14 protein-coding genes and 4 pseudogenes are annotated in these 15,467 nt (G+C 60.0%); 9 read left to right on the forward strand and 9 right to left on the reverse strand.

Annotated features, from left to right (window positions below; all coding sequences use genetic code 11):
• Positions 1–32: 32 nt before the first annotated feature.
• The gene (locus AC0L4F_RS22840) at positions 33–1,700 is read right to left on the reverse strand and encodes a GMC family oxidoreductase (RefSeq protein ID WP_244691724.1); all 1,668 of its coding nucleotides are present in this window, start codon (positions 1,698–1,700) and stop codon (positions 33–35) included.
• A gap of 204 nt (positions 1,701–1,904) precedes the next feature.
• Between AC0L4F_RS22840 and AC0L4F_RS22845 the strand changes: the two genes are divergently transcribed.
• The 8 genes from AC0L4F_RS22845 (at position 1,905) to lhpI (ending at position 8,393) form a co-directional block, all read left to right on the forward strand.
• Positions 1,905–2,816: a LysR family transcriptional regulator gene (locus tag AC0L4F_RS22845; protein ID WP_244691725.1), complete on the forward strand. Its 912-nt coding sequence runs from the start codon at positions 1,905–1,907 to the stop codon at positions 2,814–2,816.
• A 332-nt stretch (positions 2,817–3,148) separates the two neighbouring features.
• On the forward strand, positions 3,149–3,436 hold the full coding sequence (gene dctP / locus AC0L4F_RS22850) for a TRAP transporter substrate-binding protein DctP (protein ID WP_348524155.1): 288 nt from the start codon (positions 3,149–3,151) through the stop codon (positions 3,434–3,436).
• On the forward strand, positions 3,375–4,052 hold the full coding sequence (locus AC0L4F_RS22855) for a DctP family TRAP transporter solute-binding subunit (protein ID WP_280520742.1): 678 nt from the start codon (positions 3,375–3,377) through the stop codon (positions 4,050–4,052). The genes dctP and AC0L4F_RS22855 overlap by 62 nt, the downstream gene beginning before the upstream one ends.
• Positions 4,053–4,093: 41 nt before the next feature.
• Positions 4,094–4,423 carry a cupin domain-containing protein gene (locus AC0L4F_RS22860; RefSeq protein WP_244691726.1) on the forward strand — a complete coding sequence of 110 codons (330 nt, stop codon included), beginning with the start codon at positions 4,094–4,096 and terminating at the stop codon, positions 4,421–4,423.
• Entirely contained in the window at positions 4,420–4,893 is a 474-nt protein-coding gene (locus AC0L4F_RS22865; RefSeq protein WP_244691727.1) for a TRAP transporter small permease, read from the forward strand. Before AC0L4F_RS22860 ends, AC0L4F_RS22865 begins: the two co-directional genes overlap by 4 nt.
• Positions 4,890–6,173, forward strand: coding sequence for a TRAP transporter large permease (locus AC0L4F_RS22870; RefSeq protein WP_244691728.1), 1,284 nt, complete (start codon positions 4,890–4,892; stop codon positions 6,171–6,173). Before AC0L4F_RS22865 ends, AC0L4F_RS22870 begins: the two co-directional genes overlap by 4 nt.
• 31 nt (positions 6,174–6,204) lie before the next feature.
• Positions 6,205–7,449, forward strand: coding sequence for a Zn-dependent hydrolase (locus AC0L4F_RS22875; RefSeq protein WP_244691729.1), 1,245 nt, complete (start codon positions 6,205–6,207; stop codon positions 7,447–7,449).
• The gene (gene lhpI / locus AC0L4F_RS22880) at positions 7,446–8,393 is read left to right on the forward strand and encodes a bifunctional Delta(1)-pyrroline-2-carboxylate/Delta(1)-piperideine-2-carboxylate reductase (RefSeq protein WP_244691730.1); all 948 of its coding nucleotides are present in this window, start codon (positions 7,446–7,448) and stop codon (positions 8,391–8,393) included. Before AC0L4F_RS22875 ends, lhpI begins: the two co-directional genes overlap by 4 nt.
• Here the strand turns inward: lhpI and AC0L4F_RS22885 are convergent.
• Positions 8,375–9,307: a LysR family transcriptional regulator gene (locus AC0L4F_RS22885; protein WP_244691731.1), complete on the reverse strand. Its 933-nt coding sequence runs from the start codon at positions 9,305–9,307 to the stop codon at positions 8,375–8,377. The genes lhpI and AC0L4F_RS22885 overlap by 19 nt on opposite strands.
• Positions 9,308–9,478: 171 nt before the next feature.
• On the opposite strand from AC0L4F_RS22885, the gene AC0L4F_RS22890 reads away from it, so the two are divergent.
• Positions 9,479–9,823, forward strand: coding sequence for a RidA family protein (locus tag AC0L4F_RS22890; RefSeq protein WP_244691732.1), 345 nt, complete (start codon positions 9,479–9,481; stop codon positions 9,821–9,823).
• Between the two features lie 181 nt (positions 9,824–10,004).
• Here the strand turns inward: AC0L4F_RS22890 and ccoS are convergent, their stop codons facing one another.
• From ccoS to AC0L4F_RS22925, 7 genes and pseudogenes are all read right to left on the reverse strand, one after another.
• Positions 10,005–10,142: a cbb3-type cytochrome oxidase assembly protein CcoS gene (gene ccoS / locus AC0L4F_RS22895; RefSeq protein WP_244691733.1), complete on the reverse strand. Its 138-nt coding sequence runs from the start codon at positions 10,140–10,142 to the stop codon at positions 10,005–10,007.
• A pseudogene (locus AC0L4F_RS22900) lies at positions 10,143–12,208 on the reverse strand (heavy metal translocating P-type ATPase). It abuts the gene before it with no gap.
• A 44-nt stretch (positions 12,209–12,252) separates the two neighbouring features.
• Positions 12,253–12,705 (reverse strand): FixH family protein, encoded by a 453-nt coding sequence (locus tag AC0L4F_RS22905; protein WP_348524158.1) that lies wholly within the window; start codon positions 12,703–12,705, stop codon positions 12,253–12,255.
• Positions 12,702–14,053 (reverse strand): annotated as a pseudogene (gene ccoG, locus AC0L4F_RS22910) (cytochrome c oxidase accessory protein CcoG). The gene AC0L4F_RS22905 and the pseudogene ccoG overlap by 4 nt, the downstream one beginning before the upstream one ends.
• Before the next feature lie 207 nt (positions 14,054–14,260).
• Positions 14,261–15,123, reverse strand: a pseudogene (gene ccoP, locus AC0L4F_RS22915) (cytochrome-c oxidase, cbb3-type subunit III).
• Positions 15,113–15,355: a cbb3-type cytochrome c oxidase subunit 3 gene (locus AC0L4F_RS22920; protein ID WP_348524159.1), complete on the reverse strand. Its 243-nt coding sequence runs from the start codon at positions 15,353–15,355 to the stop codon at positions 15,113–15,115. Before AC0L4F_RS22920 ends, ccoP begins: the two are co-directional and overlap by 11 nt.
• A gap of 8 nt (positions 15,356–15,363) precedes the next feature.
• Positions 15,364–15,467, reverse strand: a pseudogene (locus AC0L4F_RS22925) (cytochrome-c oxidase, cbb3-type subunit II); the annotation flags it as partial.

A 15,467-nucleotide genomic window follows, 5' to 3' on the forward strand; every position in this document is an offset into this window, starting at 1 on the left:
AGAAAGGCTTCTCATGTTTTTGATGATCGGGGTTATTGACCCGCCAAAATCCAGCCTGCCGCTTTTTCCGCGATCATGATGGTGGGGGAATTGGTGTTTCCGCTGGTAATCTCTGGCATGACAGAGGCATCAACGACGCGCAGCCCCGCGACACCCTTGAGCCGCAGATGCGGGTCCAGAACAGCGGTGTTGTCGTCCGCGCGGCCCATTTTGACGGTGCCGACGGGGTGGAAAATCGTGCTGGCAATATCGCCGGCAAGCCGGGCCAGATCCGCGTCGCTTTGGTATTGAATGCCGGGTTTGTATTCCTCGGGCTCATAAGGCTGCATCGCCGATTGCGCCATGATTTCACGCACCTGACGCAGGCTGTCTGCCGCCACCTTTCGATCATCTTCCGTGTCGAGATAGTTGGGCGAGATTTTCGGCGCATCCCGGAAATCGGCAGAGGCAATGCGCACATGGCCGCGGCTGGTGGGGTTCAGGTTGCAGACGCTGACGGTCATCGCCGGAAAATCATGCAGATCATCACCAAAAGCCTCAAGGCTGAGCGGTTGCACGTGATATTCCAGATTGGCATGAGAGCGCGAGGGATCAGACCGGGTGAAGGCGCCCAGCTGGCTGGGTGACATGCTCATCGGGCCCGACCGTTTGAACAGATATTCCAACCCGATCTTGGCCTTTCCGATCATGGAATTGGCCAGGGTGTTCATGGTGCTTGTGCCCTTGACCTTGAACACCGCCCGGATTTGCAAATGGTCTTGCAGGTTCTCACCGACAAAGGGCTGGTCCATGACCACGTCGATGCCATGTGCCTTCAGCAATTCAGCCGGACCAATCCCCGAAAGCTGAAGGATCTGCGGCGAATTCACTGCCCCGGCAGACAAAACCACCTCGCGCGCGGCTTTGACGACGGTGGATGTGCCCGCACGCTGAACCTTGGCCCCGACACAGCGCAGTTTGCCGTCGTCCGTCTTGTCAAAGACAAGCTTTTCGACCTGTGCTTCGGTCCAGATGGTCAAGTTGGGGCGTTGTTTGGCCGGGCGCAGGAACGCCTTGGATGTGTTCCAGCGCCAGCCGGACCGCTGGTTCACATCGAAATAGCCGACACCGGCATTGTCGCCACTGTTGAAGTCGTCGGTTTTCTGGATGCCGGTTTCCACCGCAGCATCGGCAAAGCTGTCCAGAACGTCCCAGCGCAGGCGCTGCTTTTCGATCCGCCATTCGCCGCCGTGGCCATGCATATCGGAAAACCGGCTGTTGTCACCGGTGACCGGATCGGCGCCATCATCCAGCTTGTAATGGTCTTCATGCGCTTTGAAATTGACCAGCGAATTTTCCCAGTTCCAGGCCTCCTCACCGGTCAACGCAGCCCAATTGTCGTAATCGCGCGCCTGACCGCGCATATAGATCATGCCGTTGATCGACGAACATCCACCCAGCGTTTTTCCGCGCGGATACAAAAAACTCCGCCCGTTCAAACCTTTGTCCGGCTCGGTCTTGTACATCCAATCGGCCCGTGGGTTGCCGATGCAGTAGAGATAGCCGACGGGAATGTAAATCCACGGATAGGTGTCCGGCTTGCCAGCCTCCAGAAGCAGCACCCGGTTCGCTGGATCCGCGCTCAACCGATTGGCCATCAAACACCCGGCAGAGCCGCCACCAATTACGATAAAGTCAAACCCGTTTGAAGCTTCGGACATAACGCCCCCCATCCATAAGTCATAGCATTGTCGACCGCGCAGACAGGGGGAGTTGATGAACCAGAAACCGCGTTTTGCCGCGTCGGCAAAAGCAGTTCGATCCGGTCACGTCCCCTCCCCGAACGCGAATTTCGATAAGCTTTGGGCGAGGGCCGCAAAAAAACCTAATGACAAATGCCACACAGTAATATTAGGAATTTTAATATGGATCGTTTCTCGAATATTAACAGCATCTTGGCCTTTGTGACCGTGGCACGAGAAGGGAGCGTTTCGCGCGCCGCCGAGGTTTTGAACCTGACGCAACCCGCGATCAGCCATCAGATAAAGCGGCTGGCCGAAGAGACCGGAATCGTCTTGTTCAACCGCACCGCCACCGGGCTCCGGCTAAGTCATGATGGTGCCGCGGTGCTGGCCAAGGCGGAACATGTTCTTGAATCAATGAACGATTTCCACCGCAGCGCACGGCGGCGTTCCGGTCGCATCAGCGGAAAGCTCAAGATCGGGACAATTGTCGATCCCGAATTCATCCGCCTGGGTCGGATGCTGGCACGCCTGCGCACGGAACACCCTGACATCGAAACCGAGCTGACCCATGGTGTCAGCGGCGATATTCTGGTCTGGCTGAAGCGCAACCAAATTGACGCCGGATTCTATCTGTGTGGTCCCACGGATCTGGCGCAGATGGGATCAGAAGTCGAAGATCCAATACATGCGATCAAGCTTGCAGACTTCAGCTATCGCATCATCGGTCCGGTCGGTTGGCAGAACAAGATCGAGAACGCCGACTGGACCTCGCTGGCGACGTTGCCCTGGATCGGCACACCGGACAGATCGGTGCATCACCGGCTTTTGGCCAAGGTGTATCAGGATCTCGATGAACGTCTGAACGTCGTTGCCCGTGTCGACCAAGAGGCCTCGATGCTGGAAATGGTGCGGTCTGGTATCGGGCTGAGCCTGTGCCGTGAATCCATTGCCCTGCACCAAAAACAATCCTTTGGCCTTGCGGTCTGCAACTCTGTTTCGGTGCCGGCCTGTCTGTGTTTCGTCGCATTGGACCGCCGCAAGGACAGCCCGGTGCTTACCGAGCTGTTCAATTTGCTGCAAAGCCTGTGGTAACGAGAAGTCCACTCAAGCCCCTGAAATAAAATCGCTTTCACCACTTGGCCGTCGAATTTCCGCAGCCAAATCAATCAATTTCCCGGCGCGCGCCTTTTGCGCAACCAGTGGTTTACCTCAGACCCGGGACACATCGCAGACCCTACATTCACAAAAGTTCTCACTGCCATAGCCGGGCGCTATTTGCGTGAAAACCGGGTTCGGTATTCCATGGACAAAATTGTTGTGTCCACAGGAGAGAAAAAATAAATCACTCAATCAAACGACTGAAAACCGGTGTTCTGGCGGCCTGCCTTGCGGCGCTTTCATCCACGACGGCGCTTGCCGCCGACGTGTCGGTGCGGCTGGGTCACGTCCTGCCGGAAAGCCACAGCTGGCATATCGCGGCGACCGGCTTTGCCGACGAAGTGACCGCCAAAACCGACGGCCGCGTCAAGATCGAGGTCTTTGCCTCGGGCCAGCTGGGCAGCGAAAAAGAGGTGATCGAAGGTCTGCAATTCGGCTCGGTTCAGGCCTGGCCTGATTGGATCGGGGTCGTTTCAGGCGATCGAGCCGCGCATGGGCATCATCGAAATGCCTTATGCCTGGGGCGCGCGGGATCAGGCCTTTGCCGCGCTTGACGGCGATCTTGGTGACGCGCTGGAAGAGATGCTGGATGCCAAGGGCATCAAGGTTCTGGGCTGGTGGGAAAACGGCTTCCGCAACATCACCAACAGCGTGCGCCCGATTGAAAAACCTGCCGATCTGGACGGTATCAAAATCCGCGTAACCCCGGACAAAGTGCGCCTCGCCACGTTTGAGGGCCTTGGGGCCGAACCCGCGCCGCTGTCGTTTGGCGAGCTGTATTCGGCGCTGCAACAGGGGGTATTTGACGCTCAGGAAAACCCGCTGGCGATCATCTATTCCTCGTCCTTCTTTGAGGTTCAGAAATACGTTTCGATGTCCGAACACATCTGGGGTGCGGCGACATTGACCATGTCCAACGCCACATGGAACAAGATTTCGCCAGAAGATCAGGCCATCGTGACCGAGGCCGCCACCAGCTGGGGCGCGCAACAGCGTGATATGGTTGCCGCCGCCAATGCCGAATTGGTCGCGCAACTGGAAGCCAAGGGCATGATCTTCAACGAGGTCGATAAAGCCGCATTCATCGAAGCGGTTGCGCCGATCTGGGAAGATCAAAAAGACGTCTACGGCGAAGATCTCCTGGCCATTTTGAATACCTACCGCAAATGAGCCTGCGTCCGGAAATAACAGAAGTTGCATCGGTGGAGCCGGTGCAACTTTATGACTTCAGCCAAAAGGTGCTGTTTTCCCCGGCAGCGCGCGGCGAAGGATTTATCAAACTCTCCGTCACCACCGGCAAAAAGGGCGCGAAATCCACCGCCCACAGCCATCCGCGCGACGAGGTGACCCTGACGCTCAAGGGCGAGGCGATCCTGCGCGCGGGCGGCGAAGAATACCACATGACCGAAGGCACGGCGGTGCGCCTGCCCCCCGGGCTCGATCATACGGTCGAGGTGATTTCCGATGAATGGGTCGTTGTCGCCGCCTATTGCGACGAATGCATGCTGTGCCGCGGCCCCGAAGGGATTTTGAAACCATGAAGCTTTCTACAGCGTCGCTTCGCGCGGCACATGTGATTGACCGCGTTGTACGCTGGATGGGTGCGGGGCTGGTTGGCGGATTTGCGGTGATGGTGGTCTACGTCGTGGCGTCGCGCTATCTGTTTTCCTCCACCCCGCGCTGGGCCGAAGAATTGCCGCGCCTGTTTCTGGTCTGGTTGACCTTTGTCGGTGCGGTGTCGGGATTTGTGCGCAGCACCCATTTCCGCGCCGGATTGCTGGATTTGATCGCCATGCCACCCGCGCTGCGCCGGGTGTTTGGCCTGTTGGCCGGGCTGGCCAGTGTGACGTTTCTGATCGTGTTGATGATCACCGGCGCACGGCTGACCGGGATCACATGGTCACATCAAACCACCGCTTTGTCGCTGCCCGTTGGGCTGTTCTACCTGTCTTTGCCGGTCTGCTGCGGTTTGGCGCTGGTCGGATTTCTGTTGAAAGGAGGCCGGGAATGAGCCTCGCCCTTGGCCTTCTTATTCTTGTATTCGTGCTGTTGGTGCTGATTGATGCGCCCATTGCCGTGGCGCTTGGCCTGTCGTCGATGTTTTACCTGTTGATTGCTGATACCGCGCCGATGATCGTGGTGGCCCAGCGGGCTGTGGCCGGCATCAACAGTTTCACTTTGCTGGCTATCCCACTGTTTTTGCTGGCGGGCCTGCTGATGGTGCATGGGGGCCTTGCGCCACGGATCATTGCGCTGTGTTCGGCGCTGATTGGGCGGCGCACCGGCGGTCTGGCCATGGTGATGATCATCGCCTGCATGTTGTTCGGCTCGCTCTCGGGCTCTGGTGTGGCGGATGTGGTGGCGATTGGCACAATGATGCTGCCCGCAATGCGCGATCAGGGCTATGCGCCGGGGTTCAGCGCCTCGGCCCTTGGCTGTGCTGGCTCACTTGGCACCGTCATTCCGCCGTCGATCGTGTTGATCGTTTATGGCACTGCCACCAACAGCTCAATCGGGCAGCTTTTCGTTGCCGCCATCATCCCCGGTATCCTGTTGGGGCTTGGTCTGATCCTCGTCGCATGGTGGATTTCGCGCAAAAATGGCTGGCAGGGTGGCGACCCTTTCACATGGGGCGAGCTTGGCCGCGCCGCCAAGGGCTCCATCCTGGCGATGCTGGCGCCGCTGATCATTGTTGGCGGCATCCGGCTTGGCTTTTTCACCCCGACCGAGGCGGCCGGCATCGGCGTGGCCTATGCGCTGTTCATCGGCGTCTTTGTGTACCGCGTGCTGACCCTGACGCTGTTGCTGCGGCTTCTGCGCGAAACCACCGAGATGACCGGCGTGATCCTGTTGGTGATTGCCTCGGCCTCCGTCTTTGGCTGGATTCTCGCCGCCGAACAGGTGCCTCAACTGGCGGTGTCCGGCATCACCCAGGCCACCGAAAGCGGCACCGTTGCACTGCTGTTGATGATGGCCATCCTGTTGATCCTTGGCACCTTCATGGAATCGATTGCGATCATCCTGATCCTTGCGCCGGTGTTCCTGCCGATCCTGCATCACTATGGCATTGATCCGGTCTATTTCGGCATCCTGCTGACCATCAACCTTGCCATCGGGGCCAATACGCCGCCGCTGGGCATTGATCTTATGGCCGCTTGCCGCGTCGGGCAAATCCCGCTCAGCGCCTCGTTCCGTTACCTCGTGCCGTTCCTTGGCGTGATGGTTGGCGTGCTGCTGTTGCTGGTGCTGTTCCCGGCGCTGATCACCGACCTTCCCTCCATTCTGTTCTGATCCGAACATCCAAGATGAAAGAGCATACACCATGCCGATGACCCCTGACGCCCGTGTGAACCTTGACCGGTTTTGGTCAACCATCGAAGCCTCTGCCGAAATCGGCGTGGGCCGTCCCGGTGGGCTGTCGCGGCTGACCTTGGGCGATGATGACAAGACCATGCGCGATCTGTTTCGCGAATGGTGTCTTGCGGCCGGCCTGTCGGTCGAGGTTGACGCCGCCGGCAATATCTTTGGCCGCCGCGATGGCACCGACAATGACCTGCCCCCAATCCTGATCGGCAGCCATCTGGACACCCAGATCAACGGCGGGCGCTTTGATGGTATCGCCGGGGTTTTGGCCGGGCTTGAGGTGATCCGCAGCCTGAACGACCTGGGCCATGTCACCAAGCGCCCCATTGTCGTGGTCGATTGGACCAACGAGGAAGGCGCGCGGTTTTCGCCGCCGATGGTCGCCTCGGGCTGTTTCATCGGCAAGTATGACATCGACTGGGTGCATGACCTGATCGGCGACGATGGCGCGCGGTTTGGCGATGAGTTGGAGCGGATCGGCTACAAGGGCGCGCGCGCCTGCAAAGCGGGTGAGATCGACGCCTATTTCGAACTGCACATCGAACAGGGGCCGATTTTGGACGCGGAAAACCGCCAGGTTGGCATTGTCACCGGCGGCTATCCGGTGCGCGGCATGCGCGCCTCTTTCAAGGGGCAGACATCGCACACCGGCCCCACCCCGATGGACCTGCGCAAAAATGCGCTGGCGGCGGGGGCGCGTTGGCTGACCGCTGTCGATGACATCGGCTGGGATTTCGCGGTGCTGGATGGCAAGGCCACAGCGGCGCGGTTGACCGCCTGGCCCAACAAACCCGGCATCCTGTCCGACACAGCCGAAGCGGTCTGTGACGTGCGCCACCCCGATCCAATCACCACCCGCGCCATGGCCGAAAAGATGCGCCGTGCTCTGTATGAATCCGCAGCCCGCTGTGGCTGTGAGGCGGTGATCGAAGACGAATGGGAATGGGGCGGCGACATTTTCGACCACGAGATGATCGACGGCATCCGGCAACAGGCGGTGCGCATGGACTATAACTGGCGCGATATTCAAAGCCAGGCGGGCCATGACGCCTATTTCCTGGCCACGCATTGCCCGACGGCGATGATCTTTGCGCCGTGCAAGAACGGCATCACCCACAACAACGAAGAAAGCTGCGATCCGGCGGATTTCGTGGCCGGGTTGAACATCCTTCTGCACGCCGTCGTGACGCGGGCCGATCGATGACCGCCCTGATCGGACATGCGGCGCTGGAATCGGCGCTGGACTGGCCGGCCCTGATCGCGGAATTGCGCGCGTGGTACAGGGCCGACACGGTCGAAGCGCCCGAGCGGCAGGTGTTGAGCATCCAACAACCGGACGGCAGCGAAGCGTCGCTGTTGATCATGCCCGCCTGGGTTCCGGGGCAAAACATCGGGGTCAAGGTTGTCACCTTCTTTCCCCAGAACGCGGACCAAGGCCGCCCCACCATCAACGCAGGCTATTTGCTGTTTGATGGCGCAACCGGCCAGATGCAGGCCGCGCTGGATGGGGACACGCTGACCGCGCGGCGCACGCCTGCGGCCTCGGCGCTGGCGGCGGATTACCTCGCCCGTGCTGATGCCAGCCGTCTTTTGGTGGTGGGCACCGGGCAATTGGCGGTGTCCTCGGCCGCCGCCCATTGCGCGGTCCGGTCCTATCGCGATGTCACGATCTGGGGCCGCACACCGGCAAAAGCCGCAAATATTGCCGCGACACTGCGCGATCTGGGGATCAATGCCACCGTTTCGGATGATCTTGAAACCGCATGTGGCGCTGCGGATGTGATCACCACACTCACCGCCGCCACCCAGCCGATCATTTTCGGCGACTGGCTGCGCCCCGGCACCCATCTGGATCTTGTCGGAGCGTTCAAAGCCGACATGCGCGAAAGCGACGACAGGGCGATCATGCAGGCCGAGGTTTTTGTCGACCACCGCAAAGGCGCGATGCTGGCGGGCGATCTGGCACAACCGCTGGACAGCGGGGCGATCACCGACAGCCATATTCTTGCTGACCTGTCACAGCTTTGTCAGGGCGCCCATCCGGGCCGCCAATCCGATGACGCCTTTACCGTCTTCAAATCCGCGGGCATGGCGCTTCAGGATCTGGCCGCCGCAACCCTGGCGGCGGATCAGCTCATCTCTGGGTAAAGCGCAATCAATTCCTGTGCCATCTGCACGAATTTCTGTTCCGACGGAGACAATTTCTCTGCCGGGGCATGAACCAGATAGACATCGGCCCCGATGGTTTCATCGGTGATTTCAAGCGGCCAAAGATTGCCCTCGCGGATGTCATTTTGCGCACAGGCCAGCGGCAGGATGCCAATACCGATCCCGGCGGCAATCATCCGGCGCACTTCTTCCATATTGGTGGAAAGCCCATTGATGCGATCACCCAGCCGCGTGCCTTCGCGCAGGACCGACATCGGCTCCAGGCCCATGCCTTCGGTGGCGCAGGCAAAAGAGATGAACGGTTCACGCTGAAGTTCACGCACCGTCACCGTGTCCTGACCAAACAGGGGATGTTCCGCGCCGCAGAACAGGCGAAATTCCTCGCGGAACAACCGGATAGACGTCAGATTGACCAGCGGTTTCGACAACAGACAAAACCCCAGACCAAGCCGACCCTGCTGGATATTGCGCACGATTGCCTGACTGTTCTGAATCTCGCTTTGGAAGACAACAGAGGGGTGGCGCTGATGAAACAGACGCAGCATTTCGTCCAGCATCGGCGACACCAGATCGCTGATGATCTGATAGCGCACCTGCCCGCGTTCATGGCCGTCTTCTTCGCCGACCACATGGGCAATCCGTTCGGCGCTATGAAAAATGTCGCGGCATTCCTGAAAGATCTTGTCCCCCGTCGGCGTCAGTTCAAACTGGCGGCTATCGCGGAACACCAACTGGCTGCCAAGCTGGGCTTCAAGCTTTTGCAAGGCATTGCTGACCGACGGTTGGCTCAGGCCCAGACGTCTTGCGGCCTTGGTAATGCCCTTTTCCTTGCCGATCATGTAAAACACACGCAACAGATTCCAATTCAGATCCGATTGCAAATTGCTGTTCATTGTTGATCTTTCGATTACACATCAGTATCGCCGTCAGTTGCGCCGGGGCTCCGGGCGCATCAATCATTACCCTACGCTATACGCGGCATACGCCCAAGCTATGCCGTAGATCTGTGCGAATTCCGGCAAGACGGCTACAACTGCACAAGTTTCCAGCAAGAAAGAGATCCAATGACCATCACACGTTTGCACCCCGGCCCCCGCATGAGCCAAGCCGTTGTTCACAACAATACCGTCTACCTCGCCGGTCAGGTGGGCACAGCAGGGGCAGATATTGCCACCCAGACACAGGATTGCCTTGACGCGGTGGACGCGCTTCTGGCCGAGGCGGGCAGCGACAAATCCAAGCTGTTGCAGGTGATTATCTGGCTGGCCGACATGGAAGATTTCGCCGCGATGAACGCGGTCTATGACGCCTGGGTCGACCCAGCCAACCCGGCCGCACGGGCCTGTGGCGAGGCCAAGCTGGCCACACCGGAATACCGGGTCGAGTTCATCGTAACCGCCGCCCTGTAACGCCGCCCTTTAGGGTCGCAGCGTAAAGATACACGCCAAAACAAGCGACCGGGTGGCCACCCGCCCGGTCGCGCAGATCCCCGCAAGGGCGGCTTTGAGCTCTTGCAGAGGACGCGGTTTGAATTCGCAGGGTGCCCCGCGACAGGCACACCCCGACCGGCCGGATCAGACGTGAAACGTCTTAATCATCCAACAGAATACGCGACGCATTGCCCGCGTCATCGTCATATTGGTCGGACCGCACGGTCCAAAGGAACGCCGCAAGGCCCAGCGCCCCAAGCACCAGCGAAACCGGGATCAGCACCACCAGAACGTTCATCTACAGATACCTCATCCTTTGGGCATTAAGCAGCACGGTGATCGACGACAGCGACATGGCCAGCGCCGCCGCCAGTGGCGTGGCAAAACCGGCCAGCGCGATTGGCACAGCGATGCAATTATAGATCGCGGCAATGGCAAAATTCTGTTGTGACAACCGCCGCGTGGCGCGGGCGATTTTCAGCACCAATGGCAGTTCGGCAAAGCTGTCTTTCAGCACCACGATGTCGGCGGCATTGCGCGATGCCTCCAGCGCTTTGGCAGGGGCAATTGATGCATGGGCGGCGGCCAGGGCACCTGTGTCGTTCAACCCGTCCCCGACCATCATCACGTGATGCCCCTTGGCCGCGTGATCCGACAGAATGCGCAGCTTGTCCTCGGGGCGCGCGTTTGCGGTCACCGGGATGTTCAGGGCGCGGGCCAGCGCGCGGGCCGGTTCGTCGCTGTCCCCGGTCACCACCTCTGCCGTCAGATCCAGCCCAGCCAGCGCGGTCGCCACGCCCGGACGCAGCGCATCCAGCGTTTCAATCTGCACCGGCTCTGCCGCGCCAAAGCGATAGCCAAGCCCGGCAAAAGACGCGCCCAGCCAGGCCCCCGCCCCAAGCGCACCGTTTCGCCCTGATAAAGCGCACAGAGCCCCTGCCCCGCGACCTCGGTTATCTCGGTCACCGTGGCGACCGGCGCGTCGTTCAACGCTGTCACCAATGCCTTGGACATTGGGTGATGCGATGTCTGCGCCAAGGCCCGCACAACGGAACGGTCGCGCATGTTCATGCCCAGTGGCAGGTCGATTGCCGGTTGGGTCAGCGTGCCGGTCTTGTCAAAGACCACATGATCGACCTCTGCCAACCGTTCCAGCGCGGTGGCGTGTTTGACCAGGAAGCCGTGTGAAAACAACCGGCTGATCGCGGCGGTCGACACCGCTGGCACCGCCAGCCCCAAGGCGCAGGGACAGGTGATGATCAGCACCGCGATCGCAATATTCAGCGCATGGCGCAGATCGCCGGTAGCCGCGACCCAGCCCAGAAAGGCCGCAAATGCCAACAGATGCACCGCCGGCGCATAGATCTGTGCGGCCCTGTCCGCCAGCGCGGTATAGCTGTTGCGGGCCTGTTCCGCGGTTTCGACCAGCGCCGCCATTTGCCGAAGCGAGCTGTCTTCGCCAACCGCGGTTGCCATGATCCTGACGGGCGCGGACAGGTTGACCTCTCCCGCTTGCAACATGTCGTGTTCCTGCACGTCCACCGCCGCGCTTTCGCCGGTCAGGATCGCACGGTCCATCAATGCAGTGGCATCCAAAAGCCGCCCATCAACAGGCACCCGCGCGCCGGTCGGCACCCAAAGCACATCCCCGACCGCCAGATCGGCAAGGTTGACCGTCTCGACCCGGCCATTGGTCTCACGCTCGGCGGTGTGCACCTCAAGCGCGTGCAATTCCTTGGCGGCGGATTGCGCAGCCGACCGGGTGCGGTGATCCATGTACCGCCCGATCAGCAAAAAAAACGTCAGCGACAGCGCGGCATCAAAATAGGCATGCGCGCCGCTGTTCAGCGTTTCATACAACGACATGCCCGCCGCCAGCAGGATGGCCAGCGAAATCGGCACATCCATGTTCAACCGGCCAACACGCAGGGCGGCCCAGGCATTGTGAAAGAAGGGCTGACCGGCATAAGCCACCACCGGCAGGGCAATCATCGCCGAGATCAGGTGAAACAGATCCCGTGTCGCATCCGTCGCCCCGGACCAGACCGCAACCGACAGCAACATCACGTTCATCATCGCAAAGCCGGCCACCGCCAACCGCGTCAGCAGCGCCCTGCCCTGATCGTCGCGCACCTTTTGCAGCGCCTCAAGATCCAGCGCATAGGCCTCGTAGCCAAGATCGCTCAGGGCGGACAAGACCTGAGCGGGGTCAATCGTGCCGGACACCGTCAGCCGTTTCAGCGACAGGTTCACCCGCACGCCGGTCACGCCGACCAGACCGCGCAAGCCGCCCTCGATCTTGCCGATACAGGCGGCGCAATGGATTGTCGGCAACGAAAATTGCAGCGCCGGACCTTGGGCCATTTCCGCAGCCAGGGGCGCGGCCGCACAGGCCGGACAGGCCGCGGTCACGACACCACCCGCACAATGATACGTTGCTGAAACAATGTGCCATCCTCGGCCTGTGCCGTCAGACGCAGGTTCCAATTGCCCCCGCCGCCTTGCACATCGGCCAGAAACGCCCGGCCATCAAAGGCAAACACAGGCTGTTGATCTTCGCCCACATGGGTGGCACGGCCAAAAACCGCCTTTGTGATCCGGGGTTGCACCGGGATGCCATCCTGCGAGATTTCAAGCCGCAGCTGGTCGTTTTCCAAGGTCGCCGCAACATCCCAGGCCAAGGCCTCTTGCGCGTTGCGCTGAACATCAAAGGTCTGGCTGGCGACATAGGAATTCTTGACCTCCAGCCCCGGAAAGGTGCGCACGGCCTGAAACGCCAGGGTCAGATTGACCGAAATGATGATGCCAAAAGCCAGCGCAAATGCGCCAAAGACATGCCAACCGGTGATCTTTTTCATCATTGAACCCTTCCATTGAATACGGTGGCCTGGCTGGCGCGGGTGGTGGTGTCACCATCCGTCGCCTCGACCCAAAAGCGGAAATCGGTCACGGCACGTGTTGCCGCCGGATCCTGCGGACGCGCGGTGACATAGACCCGTTGCAGATGGGTGCTGTCCGCCGCGACATTGACCGAATATGTGTTTTCCTGCCCCTCCAGCCTGATCCTCAGAATGTCGTCGCTGGTCAGGCTGAGCCGGAAATCACGGTCATCGCCGGATTTGTTGCGCAGCCGCACATCATAGATATTGCGGATCGCACCATCGGATTGCACGACATACACCGGATTGCGCACCGGGCTGACCGTCAGTTCGATGTCGGTTCGGATAAACAGGGCATAGATCAGCCCAACCCCGATTGCCGACCACAGCGCGGTATAGATCAAGGTGCGCGGGCGCAGAACATGACGCCAGATTGGTTTGGGCGGGTCGCCTGCCGTTCGGCGGCCTCGTCCGACAGTGCAAGATAGTCGATCAACCCACGCGGTTTGCCGATTTTGCCCATCACATCGTCACAGGCATCAATGCACAGCGCACAGGTAATACATTCCATCTGCTGGCCGTCGCGGATGTCGATCCCCATCGGACAGACATTGACGCAGGCCATGCAATCCACGCAATCGCCGGCGGTGCCGTCATGTTTCTTGCCGCGCGGTTCACCGCGCCAATCGCGATAGGCCACGGTGATCGTGTCGGAATCCATCATCGCAGATTGAATGCGCGGCCAGGGGCACATGTAGATACAGACCTGTTCACGCATGAAACCGCCAAAGACAAAGGTGGTCAGCGTCAACACCGCAATGGTGCCATAGGCAATTGGATGCGCCGAAAACGACCCAAGATCGGCCAGAAGGGTTGGCGCATCGGTAAAGTAGAACACCCAAGCCCCGCCGGTCGCGATGGAAATCAGCAACCAGACCGCCCATTTCACCAACCGCAATCGCCATTTGCGGAACGACCAATTGGCGCGATGCAGGCGCACCCGCGCATTGCGGTCGCCCTCGATCCAACGTTCGACCAGAATGAAAAGATCCGTCCAGACCGTCTGGGGACAGGCATAGCCACACCAAACCCGCCCCAATGCAGAGGTGAACAGGAAAAGCCCCAAGCCCGCCATGATCAACAGACCGGCCACGAAATAGAATTCATGCGGCCAGATCTCGATCCAGAAGAAATAGAAACGACGGTGCATCATATCGACCAACACCGCCTGATCCGGCAGGTTCGGCCCGCGATCCCATCGGATCCAGGGGGTCAGATAATAGATCGCCAGGGTCACCCCCATGATCCACCATTTCAGGCGGCGGAACATGCCGGACACCCGACGCGGGAAAATCGGCTCTCTGGCGGCATAAAGGCTTTGATTTGTCATGATGTTATCCTGTTCGCAGGCCCCTGATACGCGGGCCGGTGGGCGCTTGCCTTGATCTGGATCAAGCAAGGGCCCCGAAGCGGCGTCGTTTTGCGAACAGGACCGCTTCGGGGGTGGCTGCCGCGCATATGGCGGCCGCCAGTCTGTCTACTCGCCTCCTCCCAAGGAATGCACATAGACAGAAACAGCGCGAATATCGGCCTGACCAAGGCGTTGGCCCCAGGCTGGCATCACACCGTAGCGCGCATTGCGTACGGTTTCTTCCACTGTTTCACGACTTCCGCCATAAAGCCAGATCGCATCTGCCAAATTTGGCGCGCCCAGCTCGCGGTCACCTTGGGCCGTATCGCCATGACAGGCGCTGCAATTGTCGGCAAAGACCGTTGCCCCCTGTTCGGCCAGGGCCTTGTCAAAGTCCGGCGATGACAACCCATAGACATATTCAACCACGGCATGGATGTCTTCGTCTTCCAGCATGTCGCCAAAGGCCGGCATTTCGGAATAGCGCGCATCGTCGTCGGTGTCGTTGCGCACGCCATGGGCCACGGTGGCGGAAATGCTTTCGATGTCCCCCCCCAGAGCCAATCGTCATCCAGCAGGTTGGGATAACCGACCGCCCCCGCCGCACCGGCACCGTGGCACTGGCTGCATTGCGCACGAAACACCGATCCGCCGCGCGCCACCGCATAACGATGCAGATCGTCGCCAGCCGAAAGCGTGGTCAGATCTGCCGCCAACAGCGCCTCGACCAGGCCCTGGTTCTTTGCCTCATGCTCGGCAATATCGGTCGCCACCGCCGCACGGGTCGAATAGCCCAGAACCCCTGCCGTAGCACCGGAAATCATCGGCCAGGCCGGATAGGCAATGGTATAGCCAATGCCCCAGACAATCGTGGCGTAAAGTGTCCAGAGCCACCAGCGCGGCAAGGGCGTGTTCAGCTCTTCGATGCCATCCCAGCTGTGGCCGGTGGTTTCCGTGCCGGTTTCTTCATCCAGCTTCTTATCGGCCATCGGATTGTCCTTTCTGCACCATCGCCTGCGACCCTTCGGGGCAGGCATTCAGGTCGGAATTCAGGCTTGCCTGTGCGTCGTCGTCGCGAAACGGGATCATCTGGGCTTCGGTTCTGGCGGCGCTTTGGCTGGGCAGATAGGCCCAGATCATCACCCCGAGAAAGAACAGGAACATCGCCAGCAAAACCCAGCTGTCGGCAACTTCCCGCAAGAGCGTATAGGTATCCATCATCTGCCCCTTTAACGGCTTGCGTCTGGTGTGAAGGTTGAAAAATCGACCATGGTGCCCATGACCTGAAGATAGGCAATCAGGGCATCCATCTCGGTCAGGGCCGATTGCCCTC

It is taken from the genome of Marinovum sp. J2-8 (genome assembly GCF_055808435.1).